The organism is Franconibacter pulveris, assembly GCF_056780215.1.
This window is the reverse complement of sequence record NZ_CM165555.1, coordinates 3,529,213-3,547,742: the sequence shown is the minus strand read 5'-3', so window position 1 is coordinate 3,547,742 and position 18,530 is coordinate 3,529,213. Positions and strand designations below refer to the sequence as shown.

The window sequence follows — 18,530 nt, the reverse complement described above, 5'->3', positions numbered from 1 at the left end:
AGAAATAAAACATGGCATACAGCGAAAAAGTTATCGATCACTACGAGAATCCGCGCAACGTCGGTTCTTTTGACAACAACGACGAAAGCGTCGGCAGCGGCATGGTCGGCGCGCCGGCCTGCGGCGACGTGATGAAGCTGCAGATCAAAGTCAACAATGAAGGTATCATTGAAGACGCGCGCTTTAAGACCTACGGCTGCGGCTCCGCTATCGCTTCCAGCTCCCTTATCACCGAGTGGGTGAAGGGCAAATCCCTGGACGAAGCGCAGGCTATCAAGAACACCGACATCGCCGAGGAGCTTGAGCTTCCGCCAGTGAAAATTCACTGCTCTATTCTTGCGGAAGACGCCATTAAAGCCGCGATTGCGGATTACAAAAGCAAACAAGCCAAATAATTGAGGTTGTAGTATGTCGATTACCCTTAGCGATTCCGCCGCCGCGCGTGTGAATGCCTTCCTTGCCAACCGCGGTAAAGGGTTTGGCCTGCGTCTTGGCGTGCGCACGTCTGGCTGCTCTGGCATGGCCTATGTGCTGGAATTTGTTGATGAACCCCAGCCGGAAGACCAGGTGTTCGAAGACAAAGGCGTAAAAGTGGTTGTCGATGGCAAAAGCCTGCAATTCCTCAACGGCACTCAGCTGGACTTCGTTAAAGAAGGCCTCAACGAAGGGTTTAAGTTTACTAACCCGAACGTAAAAGATGAGTGCGGCTGCGGCGAAAGTTTCAACGTCTGATACCACGACCCGCCCTGATGACCCCACCGCCCGACCGGGCGCGTGGGGCATTGCTTTACCACGCTGACCCCGAGACCGTTATGGATTACTTCACCCTCTTTGGGTTGCAGCCTGGCTTTGCGCTCGACAGTGAACAACTGGCGGCGCGTTACCAGGAGCTGCAACGTCAGTATCATCCCGATAAATACGCCAGCCGTCCGCAAGCCGAACAACTGGCGGCCCTCTCGCAATCCGCCACCATCAATCAGGCCTGGCAAACGCTGCGCCATCCGCTGACCCGCGCTGAATATCTGCTTTCGCTCCACGGCTTCGACCTGGCAAGCGAGCAGCACACCGTGCGTGATACGGCATTCCTGATGGAACAGCTGGAGCTGCGCGAAGAGCTGGATGAGATTGAGCAGGCGAAAGATACCGAACGTCTCGAGTCGTTCATGCAGCGGGTAAAAGGCATGTACAACACCCGCCATCAGCAGATGGTGGCGGAGCTGGACAGCGAAGCGTGGACGCAGGCGGCGGACACCGTGCGCAAACTCCGTTTTCTCGATAAACTGCAAAGCCAGTCAGAACAACTCGAAGAAAAGCTGCTCGATTTTTAATTCTGGAAGCTCAACATGGCCTTATTACAAATCAGTGAGCCGGGCATGAGTAGCGCGCCGCACCAGCGTAAGCTTGCGGCGGGCATCGACCTTGGCACCACCAACTCGCTGGTGGCGACGGTTCGCAGTGGGCAAACCGAAACCCTGGCGGACCACGAAGGCCGCCATCTGCTGCCCTCCGTTGTGCATTATCAGCACCAGGGCCACACCGTGGGCTGGGAAGCGCGCGCGCAAGCCGCCAGCGACCCGGTGAACACCATTAGCTCCGTTAAGCGCATGATGGGCCGCTCCCTTGCCGATATTCAGGCGCGCTACCCCCATCTGCCGTACCACTTAACGGCAAGCGAAAACGGCCTGCCGATGATCAACACGCCCGCCGGGCTGCTGAATCCGGTGCGCGTCTCCGCCGATATCCTCAAAGCGCTGGCTGAACGCGCGCGCGAAGCGCTGGCGGGCGAGCTTGACGGCGTAGTGATCACCGTTCCCGCTTATTTTGACGACGCCCAGCGCCAGGGCACCAAAGATGCCGCCCGCCTCGCCGGGCTGCATGTGCTGCGCCTGTTAAACGAACCTACCGCCGCGGCCATCGCCTATGGCCTCGATTCGGGGCAGGAAGGGGTGATCGCGGTTTACGATCTCGGCGGCGGCACGTTTGATATCTCCATCCTGCGCTTAAGCCGCGGGGTGTTTGAGGTGCTGGCGACCGGCGGCGATTCCGCGCTCGGCGGCGACGACTTCGACCACCTGCTGGCGGATTTCATTCGCGAACAGGCGGGCCTCACGGACCGTACCGACAACCGCCTCCAGCGTCAGCTTCTCGACGTCGCCATCGCGGCGAAAATCGCCCTGAGCGACGCCGAAACCGCAGAGGTCGAGGTGGCGGGCTGGCGGGGCAGCGTTACCCGCGAGCAGTTCAACGCGCTTATCGCCCCGCTGGTGAAACGCACGCTGCTGGCCTGCCGCCGCGCGCTGAAAGACGCGGGCGTAGAGGCACACGAGGTGCTGGAAGCGGTAATGGTGGGCGGCTCCACCCGCGTGCCGCTGGTGCGCGAGCGCGTGGGCGAGTTTTTCGGCCGCACGCCGCTGACCTCCATCGACCCGGACAAAGTGGTCGCTATCGGCGCGGCGATTCAGGCGGATATCCTGGTCGGCAACAAGCCGGACAGCGAAATGCTGCTGCTGGACGTGATTCCGCTGTCGCTCGGTCTTGAGACCATGGGCGGCCTGGTGGAAAAAGTCATTCCACGCAACACCACCATCCCGGTCGCCCGCGCTCAGGAGTTCACTACCTTTAAAGACGGGCAGACCGCCATGGCTATCCACGTCATGCAGGGCGAGCGCGAGCTGGTGCAGGATTGTCGGTCGCTGGCGCGCTTTACGCTGCGCGGCATTCCCGCCATGCCGGCAGGCGGCGCGCATATCCGCGTCACCTTCCAGGTGGACGCCGACGGCCTGCTGAGCGTCACCGCGATGGAAAAATCCACCGGCGTGGAAGCGTCTATCCAGGTGAAGCCTTCTTACGGTCTGACTGACGGCGAAATCGCCGCCATGATTCAGGATTCCATGAGCTTTGCCGAGCAGGACGTGAAAGCGCGAATGCTGGCCGAGCAGAAAGTGGAAGCCGCCCGCGTGCTGGAAAGCCTGGAAGGGGCGCTGAAAACCGACGCCGCGCTGTTAAGCGCCGCGGAGCGTCAGGCGGTTGACGAGGCGGTAGCGGCACTTCGCGCCGCCGCCCTTGGCGATGATGCCGACGCCATTGAACATGCTATTAAAAATACAGACAAACAAACCCAGGAGTTTGCCGCTCGCCGTATGGATGCTTCTATCCGTCAGGCGCTGAAAGGCCACTCTGTGGACGAGGTTTAATATGCCAAAGATTGTTTTTCTGCCTCATCAGGATCTCTGTCCCGATGGCGCAGTTCTGGAAGCGAAGAGCGGTGAAACCATTCTTGACGTTGCGCTGCGCAACGGCATTGACATTGAACACGCCTGCGAAAAATCGTGCGCCTGCACCACCTGCCACTGCATCGTGCGCGAAGGTTTCGACTCGTTGCCGGAAAGCAGCGAAGACGAAGACGACATGCTGGATAAAGCCTGGGGGCTTGAGCCGGAAAGCCGCCTGAGCTGCCAGGCGCGCGTCACCGATGAAGATCTGGTGGTCGAAATGCCGCGTTACACTATCAACCATGCTCGCGAGCACTAACCGGGGGTAGTATGGGACTGAAATGGACCGACAGCCGCGAAATCGGCGAGGCGCTGTATGACAGCCGCCCGGATACCGATCCGAAAACTGTGCGTTTCACCGATATGCATCAGTGGATCTGCGAGCTTGAGGATTTCGATGACGACCCGAACGCGTCTAACGAAAAAATCCTCGAAGCGATACTGCTGGTCTGGCTGGACGAAGCAGAATAACGAAACGGGCTGCCTCTGGCGGCCCGTTTTTACGTTTTAACCATGAGCCGACTATAAGGACAATAAGATGACCGAAGCCATGAAAATCACTCTTTCCACTACCCCCGCCGACGCCCGCTGGGGTGAAAAAGCCGCTTACAGCATTAACAACGAAGGCATCACCCTGCATCTGACCGGCAAAGACGACCTTGCGCTTATCCAGCGCGCGGGGCGCAAAATCGACGGCCAGGGGCTGAAGCACGTGGAACTGGCCGGCGATGGCTGGGACGTGGAGAAAAGCTGGGCCTTCTGGATGGGCTATCGCGGGCCGAAAGGCAAGCGCGTGGTGAGCTGGGCGAAACTTGACGACGCCCAGCAGCAGGAGCTTACCAGCCGCCTGAAAATCATCGACTGGGTGCGCGATGTTATCAACGCCCCGGCAGAAGAGGTGGGGCCGGAGCAGCTGGCGCAACGCGCGGTCGATCTGCTGGCGGACGTTGGCGGCGAACGCGTGACTTACCGCATTACCAAAGGCGAGGATCTGCGCGAGCAGAACTACCTTGGCCTGCATACCGTAGGCCGTGGTTCAGAGCGCCCGCCGGTGCTGCTGACGCTCGACTTCAACCCAACAGGGGACAAGAGCGCGCCGGTTTACGCCTGCCTCGTGGGCAAAGGCATTACGTTTGACTCCGGCGGCTACAGCATCAAGCAGACCGCCTTTATGGATTCGATGAAGTCGGACATGGGCGGCGCGGCGCTGGTCACCGGCTCGCTGGCTTTCGCTATCACCCGCGGCCTTAACAAGCGCGTGAAGCTGATTCTCTGCTGCGCGGACAACATGATCAGCGGCAACGCTTTCCGTCTGGGCGATATCATCACCTACCGCAACGGCAAAACCGTTGAGGTGATGAATACCGACGCCGAAGGCCGTCTGGTGCTGGCGGACGGGCTTATCGACGCCTCGGCCCAGAAGCCGGAGCTTATCATCGACTGCGCCACGCTGACGGGCGCGGCGAAAACCGCGCTCGGCAACGATTATCACGCGCTGTTTAGCTTTGACGACGCGCTGGCGGCTCGCCTGCTGGAGAGCGCGAAAGCCGAAAACGAAGCCTTCTGGCGCCTGCCGCTGGCGGAGTTCCATCGCAGCCAGCTGCCTTCCAACTTCGCCGAGCTGAACAACACGGCGGGCGGCGCTTACCCGGCGGGCGCCAGCACGGCGGCGGGTTTCCTGTCGCATTTTGTTGAAAATTATCAGCAGGGCTGGCTGCATATCGACTGCTCCGCCACTTACCGTAAAGCTGCGGTAGAACAGTGGGCGGCTGGCGCTACCGGCATCGGCGTGCGCACGCTGGCGAACCTGCTGACCGCAGAATAACGTTCCTGGCGGGCGGCGTTGCGCTGACCCGCTGCGGAAAATGCCGCTATTCCTGTGGCGAGAGGCATGACCCCTCGCCGTTAATAAACAGACGATTTAAACCTTATGTCCGAAACCAAAAACGAACTTGAGACCCTGCTGGAAAAAGCGGCCACTGAACCCGCGCACCGGCCCGCATTTTTCCGCGTCCTGCTGGACTCCACCGTCTGGGTGCCGGGCGAAGCGGCGCAGGGCGAGGCCATCGATGCCGACAGCGCGGTGGATTTGCAGCACTGGGAAAAAGAAGACGGCGCGTCCGTTATCCCGTTTTTCACCTCGCTTGAGGCCATGCAGCAGGCGGTGGATTACCAGCAGGCGTTTGTCATGATGCCTGCGCGCCAGCTTTTTGAAATGACCCTTGGCGAAACGCTCTTTCTGAACGCGAAGCTTCCGACCGGCAAAGAGTTTACGCCGCGCGAAATCAGCCATCTTATCAGCGAGCAAGGCGATGCGGTCAGCAGCCAGGAAGTGCTTGAAGGCGGCGTTTCGCTGCTGCTCTCGGAGGTCAACGAGCCGCCGGCGCAGATGATTGATTCACTCACCACGCTCTTTAAAGAGATGAAAACGGTGAAGCGGGCATTTCTCTGTTCTATCAAAGAGCAGGCGGATGAACAGCCGAACCTGCTCATTGGCATCGAGGCGGAGGGCGATATCGATCCGGTGATCCGCGCCGCGGGCAGCGTGGCGATGGATACGCTGCCGGGCGACGAGCCGGTGGATATATGCCAGGTCAAAGAGGGCGAGAAGGGAATAAGCCATTTTATGATTGCCCATATTACGCCGTTTTATGAACGCCGCTGGGGCAGTTTCCTGCGCGACTTTAAACAAAACCGTATTATTTAATTCCGGGGCGGCAGACATTGCCGCCTTTGTATTTCCCGCCATAGCGCCGTTATTTATCTATTCTCTTCATCAAGACAAATTCTGGTAGGCCCCTGTTCATCCTCTCTTTGCTAAGCTTGCCCGCTGCTGAGTCCCTCCTGTTTCGCTGTTTAGCTTAGCGCCCGCAACCGAGGCGCATCAGGGACTGGCATACCTTAGCTTCTTTTGCGAAACGGTATCGCCGGTATCCAGCGCTTTTTAACGCGTGAAATGCTGTTCACATTTATTGGCCTGTTGAGAAGCGCGCCGCGTAACGCTAACGGCAAGGCGGGTCTCTGGAAACGTGTAGGGCGTTACTGAAAACCGGATGTTAACCCACAGGCCCCTGAGAGGGCCGTGGTCTCAACGCGTCTGCCAGGCGGCAGGCGCGATTAACGGCGCGGGCAAGGCGCTCGCCCTCTATGGCTAAAACAAGGAAAACGGATATTACGATGAACAGGAAGAGCCTTATCTATCTCTTTTTGGTGCCGCTGCTGATTGCCTGCTATGGCCTCTGGCAGCACTACCGGGTAAGCGACATTACCGGACGCGTCGATTTTTCAAACGCCCTGATCCAGACGGCGAACGAGGCGTTGCAAAAAGACAGCAATGCGGTGGTGGAATTCACCGCTGACGGCGAAAACTATCGCATGCCGGCGAAAGAGCTCATCACGAATGAACGCCAACTGCAAAACCAGTACGCCAGGGAAATTATGCTGGCCCAACTGCAAAGCAAACTGGCGGACCTGGCCGTAGGCCTGGCGCTGTTGTGCATTGTGCTCAATGCCGGAGCGCTTGCTCTGTGCCGGCGCAGCGTAAACGTGGCGAAGCGCTCTCAGGACGACCTGGTGCGCGCTTTCGACCGCTGCCGCAAACTGCTGCCGTGGCTGATGGTCTCGCAAATCGTTATCTGCGGGCTGGCTTTCTTCTGCGCTGTGGTTTACGAAACGCTCTGGTTCGGCACCCATTTCAAAATGAACGCGGGCGGCATCAAAGTGATGTTTTTCGCGCTTATGGTGCTGTTCGGTATTTTGTGGGTGCTCTACAAGAGCCTTGGCAGCCTGAAGCAGTGTTTTACCCTGTTCCAGCCGGAGCCGCACGAGGTGGCGGGCCATAACCTGACCCGTGAGCAGGCGCCGGAGCTGTGGCAGTGGGTGGAGTCGCTGGCGCAGCGTCTTGGCGCTATCGTGCCGGATAATATCGTGGTCGGTCTGCTGGAGGGCTTTTATGTGACGGCTAACCCCGTACAGCTGGAAGATGGCCCGCTGCTGAAAGGGCAGACGCTTTACTTCCCGCTGACCTGGGCGGCGCTAATGGATAAAGACGAACTGAGCGCCGTCGTCGGGCACGAGCTGGGCCACTTTGCGGGGCAGGACACGCTCTACAGCCTGCGTTTTGCGCCGCTTTATGCGGGCATCAGCCACAGTATTGAAACCATGGTGCTTAACCAGCGCAACGCGCCCGTGCTGGACCATGTCATCCTTTATCCTTCGCTGCACATCGGCATTCAGTTCATTCAGCAGCTTCACGAAACGGTGAGCCACTGGAGCCGCATCCGCGAGCATGAAGCCGACGCCGTCGGCGCCCGCGCCAGCTCTCCCCGCGCCCTTGCCGCTTCGCTGCTGCGTATCTCCGCCATCGGCGAAGCGCAGAACCGCGTCTTCGAGGCTTTCTTTAACGGCAAGCTTCAGAGCGACAACCTGGTGGAAAACGTGATCGACGACCTGCGGGTCAACGGCTTTAGCGACCCGCAGCACTATCTTGAGAGCGAAACGGCGCACCCGACCGACAGTCACCCGCCGAGCCGCAAGCGCATCGAAACGCTGGGCTGCCCGCTGGACGCCTCGCTGCTGGCGCAGGCTACCCGCCCGGCTGAGGATGCCTGGCAGAGCCTGACGCCGCTTCTGCCTCAGGCCGCGGCGATGGCGGCGCAAATGACCCGTGAGCTGGATGGCAAGGCCACGCAGCATCGCGAAGCGTTCCGCCGCGAACTGGAAGAAGTAGTGGAGCAGGCGGGCGAATCGGTCACGTTGTATACCGGGAACAAGGTCTACGTTGTCGGCGGCTTTCTGGCGATTATTCTGTTCGTCGCGTCGTTCATTCTGCTCACCCAGCTTGGCTTCAACTATCTGGGCGAACCTAACCTGAATATGCTGGCTGGCGGCGCGGCCATGGGCGCGCTGGGACTGCTGGCGTGCTGGTCGCTTTGGCAACAGTGGCGTAAGCGCCATACGCCGTTCCTGACCCTGACGCCGCAAGCGCTACGCTGCCGCCAGTTCACCGCCGATATCCCGCTTAACGCGATAGAGGATTTCAAGGTGCAGAACATGAACGACACCATCACCGTGACGCTCATTTGCAAGCAAGGTTATGAACTGCCGCGCGCCACAGGCGGCTGGTGGAAAAACCGCACCCGGGTGCAGCGCAGCAAAAACCAGCTGATGTTTACCTGGATAGGCAAGCTGAAAGGTGAAGATAAAAAGGCCTATTCAACTGAAACGCTGCTGGAGCTGTTCATCCGCAACCTGAACGCGATCCACGCTCGCGAGGCGCTGAACAACTTTAAGTAACGTTCCCTTCGGCGCGGCCACTGGGCCGCGCCATTACGCCATCGCCTGCAGCAAAAGCAGATCGATGAGCAGCACCAGGTTGGACTCAAACGAGGTAATGCCGTCCGCTTGCGCCGCGAAATGGATCCCTTCGTCATAAAGGGCGAAATGCAGATCGGCCATCGCCGCCAGGCTGTTGGGCGAGGCGCGGGTAAAGGCCACCACTTTCATCCCCACGTTTTGCGCAATGCGGGCTTTATCCAGCACCTGCTCAGTTTCGCCGCTGCGGGAAACGGCGATAAACACTTCATACCGGGAAGCGTTGCTGAGAAAAATCGCCCGGCTGTCGCCCGGACCAGAAATAAACGCCGTCTTGCCCAGCACCTGCAGCTTTTTGGTCAGGTACTCGGCGAAAAGCCAGGAAAAACCGGCGCCATAGAGAAAGAAATGTTCTTTCTCACGCAGCAGCTGCGAAAACAGCGCCATTTTTTCCGGCGTCACCCACTGAAAGGTGCGCCGGTAATTGCTGAGGAAACGTTCAAACAGCGCGGGCACCGCGTCGCTCTGCGCGGCGGGCGCTTCACTGGCGATATGCGGCGAGGCGGAAAGCAGTTGCTTGCAGTGCCAGATAAGCTCGCTGTAGCCGCTAAAACCGAGCTTCTGGCACAAACGCATTATGGTGGCGGTGGAGACGTATGTCGCCTGCGCCAGTTCGCGCACCGTGACCTTGCCTACCAGCAAAGGGTGGCCGGTCAGGTGCGACAAAACGCGATACTCAGCGCGCGTCAACGACTCCCCGCGCGTCAGCAGCGGCGCCAGGCGGCTGTCCATTATTGCGCCGGTTCGATGGGCAGGTCGTTGCGCGCGCCCCATTCGCTCCAGGAGCCGTCGTATAGTTTAACCTCTTCCACTCCGAGCGTGGCGAGCGCCAGCATCACCACCGCCGCGGTTACGCCGGAGCCGCAGCTGGCGATAATGGGCTGCGTCAGATTAACCCCCTGGCGGTTAAACACCTCCTGTAACTCGTCAGTGGTTTTTAGCTGCCCTTTAATCACTAAGTCGGTCCAGGGCACGTTCAGCGCGCCGGGGATATGGCCGCGTTTCAGGCCGGGGCGCGGTTCGTCCGCTTCGGCGTTAAAGCGTGCGGCGGGACGCGCGTCGACCAGCTGCGCGGTTTTTTCATGGCTCGCCAGCAAGACTTCCGGCAGGCGCTTTATCTGCGAGTCGTCAAACTTCACCTCGAAGTCGCCCTCCGGCAGGCTGACCTCGCCTTCAATAAGCGGATAACCGTCGCGCTGCCACTCCGCCAGCCCGCCCGCCAGAATCGACACGTTCTGCACGCCAAAAGCGCGTAGCATCCACCAGGCGCGCGGCGCGGAGAAGAGGTTGCCTTCGTCATAGACCACCAGGTGTTTATCGCTGCTGACGCCCAGTTCGCGCATCGCCACCGCGAACGTTTCCGGGCGCGGCATCATGTGGGGCAGGGAGGTGGTGTGATCGGAGAGGGCTTCAATATCAAAAAAGACCGCGCCGGGAATATGGCCCGCGCGGTACTCTTCAGCCATATTGCGCAGATGCTCCTGACCTGCGGGCGCCATACGGGCGTCGAGGATCTGGATTTCCGGGTCGTCGATATGCTCTGCGAGCCAGTCGCCCGCGACAAAGAAAGTGGTGGACATGGTTTTCTCCGTGTCAAAACTGAGAAACGGATTGTTAGCGCTTTTCCGCCGGACCACAAGGACACCACTTTCATGTCGCGAGCTGGCTCGAAATTATTGCGCTGCCTCCCCGTTCCGCCAGGCTTTTTGCAGCGCCGGCCAGTAGTCGCGGTTCGCGTCGATCATCTCATCGAGAATCGCTCTGGCGTGCTGCATCGTGGGAACAGTACGGTTAAGTGTAAACGCCTGGAGCGCTTTTTCGTAACTGCCTTCAATGGTGGCTTCCACCAGCAGCTGTTCTGAAGCGAGTTGCTGCATCAGCAGCGTCTGGTGGAACAGCGGCACCGCGCCCATGCGCACGGGTTCCGGCCCGGCGGTGGTGATGTAAGCGGGCACTTCCACCATCGCGTCGTAGGGCAGGTTGGCGATAGCGCCTTTGTTCTCGACGATGACCAGGTGGCGTTGACGTAAGTCGAAGGCGAGCGAGCAGGCGACATCCACGATAAACGCGCCGTGTACGCCCACATGAAACGCATCCGGCAGCACGCCGGTGCGCTTATACTCCTGCGCGGCGGCGAAGAGCTTTTTCTCACGGCCATTCATCACTTCATTGGCGCGGGTGTAATTCGGGTCCTGATGCTCGACGATGTCGTTTGGCATCAGGTAGTACTGCAGATAAGGGTTCGGCAGGTAGTCCGGGAAGTGGTCCATAATCGGCTTGATGTTGCGCCAGGTCTTCACCCAGGACGGATCGGAATGTTGCGGGTCCGTTTGCGCCGCGTCTTCGGTCAGCAGGCCGAATTTTGCAATATGGCGACGCAGCTCCGGCAGCCGGTCTTCGCCGTCTACCATCACGCGGGTAAACCAGCCGAAGTGGTTCAGGCCGAAGTAATCCACCTCCAGCTTATGGCGATCGACGCCCAGGATCGCCCCCATATTGCGCATCGCCGCGACGGGCATATCGCAGATATTGAGCACGCGGGCGTGCGGGCGAAGGCGGCGCACCCCTTCAGCGACAATCGCTGCCGGGTTGGAGTAGTTAACAATCCAGGCTTTTTCATCGGCGTAGCGCTCAACCAGGTCGATAAGCTCCACCATCGGCAGAATGGTGCGCAAGCCATATGCCAGCCCGCCGGGACCGCAGGTCTCCTGGCCCACCACACCGTGGCGCAGCGGGATTTTTTCGTCCTGCTCGCGCATCTTGTACTGGCCCACGCGCATCTGAGCGAAAACGAAATGCGCGCCGCTGAACGCCACTTCCGGGTCGCTGGTGGTGGTGAATTTTATGGTCTGGCTGTGGTCGCGGATAACCTTTTCCACCACCGGCGCGATGGTCTCCTGGCGCGCGCTGTCGATATCGTAAAGACGAATTTCGGCGAGCGGAAAATCGCTTAAGCGCACCATCAGGCTTTTCACAATGCCTGGCGTATAGGTGCTGCCGCCGCCGGCGATGGATAAAATAAAGGGAGGTTTCAACATCATAAGCTCCTGTCAGAGAAACATTTCGACTGCTTCACGCATCTTTTTCACATGCAGTCCGTAGACCACCTGAACGTTATTGCCTTGCTTAATCACTCCTTTGGCGCCGGTTGCTTTCAGGCGAGGCTCATCAATGGCGGCGACGTCGCGCACCGTGACGCGAAGGCGGGTATAACAGTTGTCCACCACTTCAATATTTGCTCGGCCGCCCAGACCTTCGATAATCGCTTCGCCAAGGCCCTCGTTGGCGCCTTTCGCCTGGTACTCCTGCTTGCTGTACAGGCGCGTCTCCTGGTCGTCTTCTTCACGCCCCGGGGTTTTCATGTCGAAGCGACGGATGAGAAAGCGGAAAACAACGAAGTACAGCGTCGCCATGATCAGGCCCACCAGGATATACATCGGCCAGTTTGATTTGGCGGTGCCAAGCGGCAGGTTATAGAGAATGAAATCGATAATGCCGTTAGCGCCGATGGCGTGAACGCCGAGCAGGTAGAACAGCATCATGCCGAGGCCTGTCAGCACCGCGTGCACCACAAAAAGCAGCGGCGCGATAAACAGGAAAGAGAACTCAATAGGCTCGGTGACGCCTACCAGCATCGACGTGAGCGCCGCCGGGATGAGAATCGCTTTGGCCGCCGCCTTGCGCTCGGGTTTCGCCGTCATATACATGGCAAGCGCCGCGGCGGGCAGGCCGAACATTTTGCTGATGCCGCGGGCGTCCCATACCACCGTGCTGCTTAGCTGCGTAACGGTTGGGCAAGCCATTTCGGCAAAGTAAATATTGCGCGCGCCCTGATAGACGGTGCCGCATACCTCCTGCGTGCCGCCAAGCTCGGTATAAAGAAACGGGGTATAGACGAGGTGATGCAGGCCGGTCGGCACCAGGATACGCTCGAGAAAACCATACACCGCCACGCCAAACGGTCCGGCGCCTTTAATGGCGAGCGCCATCGCGCTGATGCCGTGCTGGGCGAAAGGCCACAGTTCGCTCATTATCACCCCAAGCACCATCGACACCGGCAGCATGATGATGGCGACAAAACAGTGGCCGGAGTAAATGGCCATCGCGCCGGAAAACTGCACGATGGAGTAGCGGTTATAGAGATAGCCGGAAAGCGCGCCGGTCAAAATGCCGGCAAAAACGCCCATCTCCAGCACCTGTACGCCCAGCACCATGCTCTGGCCGGCCGCGCGCATCTGGTCGGCAGGCGCCAGTTCGCCCTGCATCGCAAGCGTAACGCTCATGGCGTTAATAAAGACCACAAAGGTGACCAGCCCAATCAGCGCCGCGTAGCCTTTATCCCGCGCCGCCAGCCCTATAGGGATGCCGACGGCGAAAACCAGCGCCAGGTTCGCCAGCACGGAGACCGCCGATTTCGCGATCAGTTGACCGATGTTCTGAATTGCCGGGTGACCGAGGAAGGGCAGGTAATCAGCAAGGTTGCCATTTCCCAGCACGTTGCCGAAAGCGATAAACAGACCGACGATGGGTAAAATCAGCACCGGTCCGTACAGCGACTTGCCGAAGTTTTGTAGGGCGTTCACGGCTCGTTTCATTCAGCACTCTCTTTTTTATAGTGGGCTAAACCGTAATTGCTAAAGGTACGCCGTTAAAAGTACATTCCGGGCCGGGACCTTTCCAGCTATCTCTTTGTTTTAAAAACAAATGACTGCCAAGGTAACATGTAACGTTATGGCTTGTGATCGCGGTTGCAAATCGGCTTTTCGCCCGGACAGCAGCAAATCTCATCGTCTTGCATCGGCTTTGCGAGACGCGGTTCAGAAATAAAAATGGTGGCTTTTGTATTTGCTAAAGTTGCGCATAATACTTGCCGGTACTGAAACCCTTTGGGGGCCGTTTCGGCCAGGGATAAAAAAATGAATCGAGTACGACTGGCTGCCTTATCGGCGGCATGGCTGGCCGCGCTTACGCTTATGGGGTGCGATAATAACGATAACGCGGCGGTAAGCCCGGCGAGCGCGCAGCAAAGCCGCGCGCCTGAACCGCAAGCGGCGCAAAACGCGAAGCCCGACTCGGCGACGCTGCAAAAGCTGGCCGCGCAAAGCGCGGGCAAACCGCTTGCCTTAACCGATGCCTCGGAAGTGCAGCTTGAAGGCGCAAGCGCCCTGGCGCTCGCCTTCTCCATTCCGCTCGACCCTGAGCAGGAGTTCTCGCGCGTGGTTCATCTGGTCGACAAAAAAAGCGGCAAAGTGGATGGCGCATGGGAGCTTTCAGCCAATCTTAAAGAGCTGCGTCTGCGCCATCTGGAGCCAAACCGGGAACTGGTGCTGACCATCGACAGCGGGCTACAGGCGCTCAACAAATCCTCCTTCGGCAAGGAGTATGAAAAAACCATTACCACGCGCGATATAGCGCCCGGCGTCGGCTTCGCCAGCCGCGGCTCGCTGCTGCCGGGGAAAGTCGTGCAGGGGCTGCCGGTCATGGCGCTTAATGTGAATAGCGTCGACGTCAATTTTTATCGCGTGAAGGCGGAGTCGCTGCCCTCTTTCGTCAGTCAGTGGGAGTACCGCAGTTCCCTGACCAACTGGGAATCCGATCAACTGCTGAAAATGGCGGACCTGGTTTATACCGGGCGTTTCGATCTCAACCCGGCGCGCAACACCCGCGAAAAGCTGCTGCTGCCGTTAAACGATATCAAGCCGTTGCAGCAGCCGGGCGTTTATCTTGCCGTTATGAATCAGGCGGGCCATTACAACTACAGTAACGCCGCAACGCTGTTCACGCTGAGCGATATCGGCCTCTCTGTGCACCGTTATCACAACCGGCTGGATATTTTCACCCAGAGTCTTGAGAACGGCGCGGCGCAAAGCGGCGTGGAAGTCCGCCTGCTGAATGACAAGGGCCAGACGCTTGGCGAAGCGAAAACCGACGGCGACGGCCACGCCATGCTGGATGACCACAAAGAGGCGGCGCTGGTGCTGACGCGTCTTGGCGAACAGACCACGCTGCTCGATCTCAACCTGCCGGCGTTAGATCTCGCGGAATTCCAGATTGGCGGCGACACGGGTTACAGCAAGCAGTTCTTTATGTTTGGCCCTCGCGATCTTTATCGCCCAGGGGAAACGGTCATTCTCAACGCGCTGCTTCGCGATGGCGACGGCAAGCCGCTGCCTGCGCAGCCGGTTAAATTCGAGATGGTGAAACCGGATGGGCAGGTCGCGCGCACGCTGGTGGTAGAGCCGAAAAACGGCCTGTACCAGTTAGCGCTGCCGGTTGACAGCCGCGCCCCAACCGGCGGCTGGCATATCCGCGCCAACACTGGCGACAACCTGCCCCGCGATTGGCGCTTCCAGGTAGAAGACTTTATGCCGGAGCGGCTGGCGCTGAACATTACGGCGCAACAAGCGCCCATCGCGCCCGCCGATACGGTGAATTTTGCGGTAACAGGCCATTATCTTTATGGCGCACCGGCGTCCGGCAACAGCCTCCAGGGGCAGCTTTTCGTGCGTCCGCTGCGAGATGCAGTCGCACCGCTGCCTGGCTTTCAGTTCGGCGATATTGCTGAAGAGAATCTCTCCCGCAGCCTGGATGAAGTGCAGCTTACGCTGGATGACGAAGGGCATGGTCAGATAGAGGTGCCGAGCCAGTGGGGCGAAAGCCGCTCGCCGCTGCGCGTTATTTTGCAGGCGAGCCTGCTGGAATCAGGCGGTCGCCCGGTAACCCGCCGCGTGGAGCAGGCGGTATGGCCCGCTAAAAATCTGCCGGGCATTCGTCCGCAATTCGGCGACAAAGCCGTTTATGACTACCGCACGGGCGATACCACCAATCAGCCGATGGTGGATGAAGGCGGCAACGCCGCTTTCGACATCGTTTATGCCGACAGCCAGGGCGTGAAAACGGCGGTATCGGGCCTGCAGGTGCGGTTGATTCGCGAGCGTCGCGACTATTACTGGAACTGGTCGGAAAACGAAGGCTGGCAGTCGCAGTTCGACCAGAAAGATCTGGTGGAAGGCGAACAAACGCTTAATCTCGCGGCGGATGAAACCGGCAACGTCAGCTTCCCGGTGGAGTGGGGGTCTTACCGTCTGGAGGTCAAAGCGCCGGATGAAACTGTCAGCAGCGTGCGTTTCTGGGCGGGCTACAGTTGGCAGGATAATAGCGAAGGCGGTGCAGGGGCGCCGAGGCCGGACCGCGTTACGCTAAAAATCGACAAACCGACCTACCAGCCAGGCGACACGATTAACCTGCACATTGCCGCTCCAGCCGCTGGCAAAGGTTATGCGATGGTGGAGTCAAGCGACGGTCCGCTGTGGTGGCAGGAGATAGACGTGCCGGAAAAAGGGCTGGATATTGCGATTCCGGTCGATAAAGCCTGGCAGCGTCACGATCTCTATCTCAGCGCGCTGGTGGTCCGCCCGGGCGATAAATCCCGTTCTGCAACCCCCAAACGCGCCGTCGGGCTGCTGCATTTACCGCTTGGCGACGAGAGCCGTCGTCTGGCGCTGAGCCTGGAATCACCGCAAAAAATGCGCCCGAATCAGCCGCTCACGGTAAAAGTGAAGGCCAGCGTGAAGAACGGCAAAATGCCTGAAAAGGTTAATGTGCTGCTTTCCGCAGTGGACAGCGGCGTGCTTAATATCACCGATTACGTCACGCCTGACCCGTGGCGCGCCTTTTTCGGCCAGAAGCGCTACGGCGCGGATATTTACGATATCTACGGCCAGGTTATTGAAGGGCAGGGGCGGCTGGCCGCGCTGCGTTTTGGCGGCGACGGCGATGAGCTTAACCGCGGCGGCAAACCGCCGGTCAACCATGTCACTATTATTGCCCAGCAGGCGCAGCCGGTGCTGCTGGACGCCAATGGCGAAGGCACGGTGACGCTGCCGATTGGCGATTTCAACGGCGAGCTGCGCGTTATGGCGCAGGCCTGGACTGACGATCGCTTCGGCAGCGCGGAAGGAAAGGTAATCGTGGCCGCGCCGCTGATTGCGGAACTGAGCACGCCTCGCTTTATGGCGGGCGGAGATGTTTCACGCCTGGCGCTGGATATCACTAACCTCACGGATAAACCGCAGCAGTTAACCGCGCAGTTCACGACCAGCGGGCTGGCGCAGCTTGAAACAAATGATACGAAGCAACTGCAGCTCGCGCCGAATGCTCGCCAGACGGTGTTTATCCCTGTGCGGGCAGGGCAGGGCTATGGCGATGGCGAAATAAGCGCTCGCATTAGCGGTCTTGTTCTGCCGAATGAGACATTCGCTCCGTTGGTCAAACAGTGGAAAGTGGGCGTGCGTCCGGCTTTTGCCGCGCAGACTGTCAACAGCGGCGCCGTGCTTGGCCCGGGCGAAGTCTGGACGCCCGCCGCGCGTCATGTGAATGGGCTGGATGTCGCCACGCTTGGCGGACGACTGCTGCTGAGCGGGCAGGCGCCGCTTAACATTGCGCGTTATATCCAGGAGCTTAAGGCCTACCCTTACGGCTGCCTTGAACAGACCACCAGCGGCCTGTTCCCGTCGCTCTACACCAATGCCGCGCAGCTTAAATCTTTAGGGATTAAAGGAGAAAACGATGAACAGCGCCGGGCGGCGGTGGATATCGGTATTGCGCGTCTGCTGGAAATGCAGCGTGAAGAGGGCGGCTTTGGGCTGTGGGATAAAGAAGGCCCGGAAGAGTACTGGGCTACCGCCTATGTTACTGACTTCCTGGTGCGCGCTGGCGAACAGGGCTATAGCGTTTCCAACGAAGCGCTTAACAAAGCCAACAACCGCCTGCTGCGCTACCTGCAGGATCCAGGCGTGATGGCGCTGCGCTATAGCGATGACACGCCTGCCAGTAAATTCGCCGTACAGGCCTATGCGGGCCTGGTGCTGGCGCGTCAGCAAAAAGCGCCGCTGGGCGCGCTTCGCGAACTGTGGGAACAGCGCGCGGCGGCGCGTTCCGGGCTGCCGCTGGTGCAGCTTGGCGTAGCGTTGCAGTTGATGGGCGACGCGCCCCGCGCTAAAGAGGCGATAGAGACAGGGCTTAAGACCGGACGCAGCGAAAAAGCCGGCTGGCTTGGCGATTACGGCAGCACGCTTCGCGATGACGCGCTTAAGCTCACGCTGCTTCAGGAAAACAAACTGCTGCCGCTGGCGCAGAACCAGCTTGTCACTTCGCTTTCCGAAGAGGCTTACAGCCAGCGCTGGCTTTCAACCCAGGAGAGCAACGCGCTGTTCCTTGCCGGACGCGGTCTGCAAAGCCAGCCGGCGGCATGGCAGGCGCAAACCTCGCTGCCGGGGCAGTTCCTGCAGGGTGATAAAGCGCAGGCGATTCCGGTCGCAGGCGAACAACTGACGTCGCTTCAGGTGACCAACACGGGCAACGCGCCGCTCTGGCTGCGTCTGGACAGCAGCGGCTATCCGCTTGAGGCGCCCGCGCCTGGCGGCAATGTGCTGCACATTGAACGCCACTTCCTTGACAGCAAAGGCCAGCCGAAACCGCTTTCCAGCCTGAAGAGCGGCGAACTGGTGATGGTCTGGCTTGATGTCTGGGCCGACAAAACGGTGCCGGACGCGCTGGTTGTGGATCTGCTGCCCGCCGGGCTCGAGCTGGAAAACCAGAATATGGCAAATGCCAGCGCCAGCCTGAATAACGCTGGCAGCGAAGCGGAAAACCTGATTAACCGCATGCAGCAACTGGACATTCAACACATGGAGTTTCGCGACGATCGCTTCGTTGCGGCGCTGCCGGTAAACGAAGGGGAACATGTCACGCTGGTTTACCTGGCCCGTGCCGTCACGCCGGGCAGCTATACCATTCCTGCTCCGCAGGTTGAGTCGATGTATATTCCCCAGTGGCGAGCTAACGGCGCGGGCGGTGAAATCCTCAGTGTTACGCCTTAAACGA

The 18,530-nt window shown here is 59.4% G+C and carries 14 protein-coding genes; 10 read left to right on the top strand and 4 right to left on the bottom strand.

Going from position 1 to position 18,530, the window contains the following annotated elements; all coding sequences use genetic code 11:
- The first annotated feature begins 11 nt into the window (after positions 1 to 11).
- From iscU to ACU4F7_RS16690, 9 genes are all read left to right on the top strand, one after another.
- Positions 12 to 395, top strand: a complete 384-nt coding sequence (gene iscU / locus ACU4F7_RS16730; protein WP_024558754.1) for a Fe-S cluster assembly scaffold IscU — start codon at positions 12 to 14, stop codon at positions 393 to 395.
- Positions 396 to 408: 13 nt separating this feature from the next.
- Positions 409 to 732, top strand: coding sequence for an iron-sulfur cluster assembly protein IscA (iscA, locus tag ACU4F7_RS16725; protein WP_024558753.1), 324 nt, complete (start codon positions 409 to 411; stop codon positions 730 to 732).
- Positions 733 to 812: 80 nt separating this feature from the next.
- Complete coding sequence (gene hscB / locus ACU4F7_RS16720) at positions 813 to 1,328, top strand: co-chaperone HscB (RefSeq protein ID WP_024560287.1); 516 nt, start codon at positions 813 to 815, stop codon at positions 1,326 to 1,328.
- A 15-nt stretch (positions 1,329 to 1,343) separates the two neighbouring features.
- Positions 1,344 to 3,194, top strand: coding sequence for a Fe-S protein assembly chaperone HscA (gene hscA, locus ACU4F7_RS16715; RefSeq protein WP_481637384.1), 1,851 nt, complete (start codon positions 1,344 to 1,346; stop codon positions 3,192 to 3,194).
- A gap of 1 nt (position 3,195) precedes the next feature.
- Positions 3,196 to 3,531 (top strand): ISC system 2Fe-2S type ferredoxin, encoded by a 336-nt coding sequence (gene fdx, locus ACU4F7_RS16710; RefSeq protein WP_024558750.1) that lies wholly within the window; start codon positions 3,196 to 3,198, stop codon positions 3,529 to 3,531.
- 11 nt (positions 3,532 to 3,542) lie between these two features.
- Positions 3,543 to 3,743, top strand: coding sequence for a Fe-S cluster assembly protein IscX (iscX, locus tag ACU4F7_RS16705; RefSeq protein ID WP_024558749.1), 201 nt, complete (start codon positions 3,543 to 3,545; stop codon positions 3,741 to 3,743).
- Between the two features lie 67 nt (positions 3,744 to 3,810).
- Positions 3,811 to 5,097 carry an aminopeptidase PepB gene (gene pepB / locus ACU4F7_RS16700; RefSeq protein WP_481637383.1) on the top strand — a complete coding sequence of 429 codons (1,287 nt, stop codon included), beginning with the start codon at positions 3,811 to 3,813 and terminating at the stop codon, positions 5,095 to 5,097.
- A 105-nt stretch (positions 5,098 to 5,202) separates the two neighbouring features.
- Positions 5,203 to 5,979 (top strand): enhanced serine sensitivity protein SseB, encoded by a 777-nt coding sequence (gene sseB / locus ACU4F7_RS16695; protein WP_035888789.1) that lies wholly within the window; start codon positions 5,203 to 5,205, stop codon positions 5,977 to 5,979.
- A 470-nt stretch (positions 5,980 to 6,449) separates the two neighbouring features.
- Positions 6,450 to 8,567 (top strand): M48 family metallopeptidase, encoded by a 2,118-nt coding sequence (locus ACU4F7_RS16690; RefSeq protein ID WP_481637382.1) that lies wholly within the window; start codon positions 6,450 to 6,452, stop codon positions 8,565 to 8,567.
- 33 nt (positions 8,568 to 8,600) lie between these two features.
- Here ACU4F7_RS16690 and ACU4F7_RS16685 read toward each other — a convergent pair whose 3' ends face one another.
- The 4 genes from ACU4F7_RS16685 to ACU4F7_RS16670 form a co-directional block, all read right to left on the bottom strand.
- Positions 8,601 to 9,377 carry a MurR/RpiR family transcriptional regulator gene (locus tag ACU4F7_RS16685; RefSeq protein WP_024560291.1) on the bottom strand — a complete coding sequence of 259 codons (777 nt, stop codon included), beginning with the start codon at positions 9,375 to 9,377 and terminating at the stop codon, positions 8,601 to 8,603.
- Positions 9,377 to 10,225 (bottom strand): 3-mercaptopyruvate sulfurtransferase, encoded by an 849-nt coding sequence (gene sseA, locus ACU4F7_RS16680; RefSeq protein WP_029593604.1) that lies wholly within the window; start codon positions 10,223 to 10,225, stop codon positions 9,377 to 9,379. Before sseA ends, ACU4F7_RS16685 begins: the two co-directional genes overlap by 1 nt.
- A 93-nt stretch (positions 10,226 to 10,318) precedes the next feature.
- Positions 10,319 to 11,683 carry a 6-phospho-alpha-glucosidase gene (locus ACU4F7_RS16675; protein ID WP_481638747.1) on the bottom strand — a complete coding sequence of 455 codons (1,365 nt, stop codon included), beginning with the start codon at positions 11,681 to 11,683 and terminating at the stop codon, positions 10,319 to 10,321.
- Positions 11,684 to 11,695: 12 nt separating this feature from the next.
- Positions 11,696 to 13,240, bottom strand: coding sequence for a PTS transporter subunit EIIC (locus ACU4F7_RS16670; protein WP_481637381.1), 1,545 nt, complete (start codon positions 13,238 to 13,240; stop codon positions 11,696 to 11,698).
- A gap of 321 nt (positions 13,241 to 13,561) precedes the next feature.
- On the opposite strand from ACU4F7_RS16670, the gene ACU4F7_RS16665 reads away from it, so the two are divergent.
- Complete coding sequence (locus ACU4F7_RS16665) at positions 13,562 to 18,526, top strand: alpha-2-macroglobulin family protein (RefSeq protein ID WP_481637380.1); 4,965 nt, start codon at positions 13,562 to 13,564, stop codon at positions 18,524 to 18,526.
- The last annotated feature ends 4 nt before the right edge of the window (positions 18,527 to 18,530 follow it).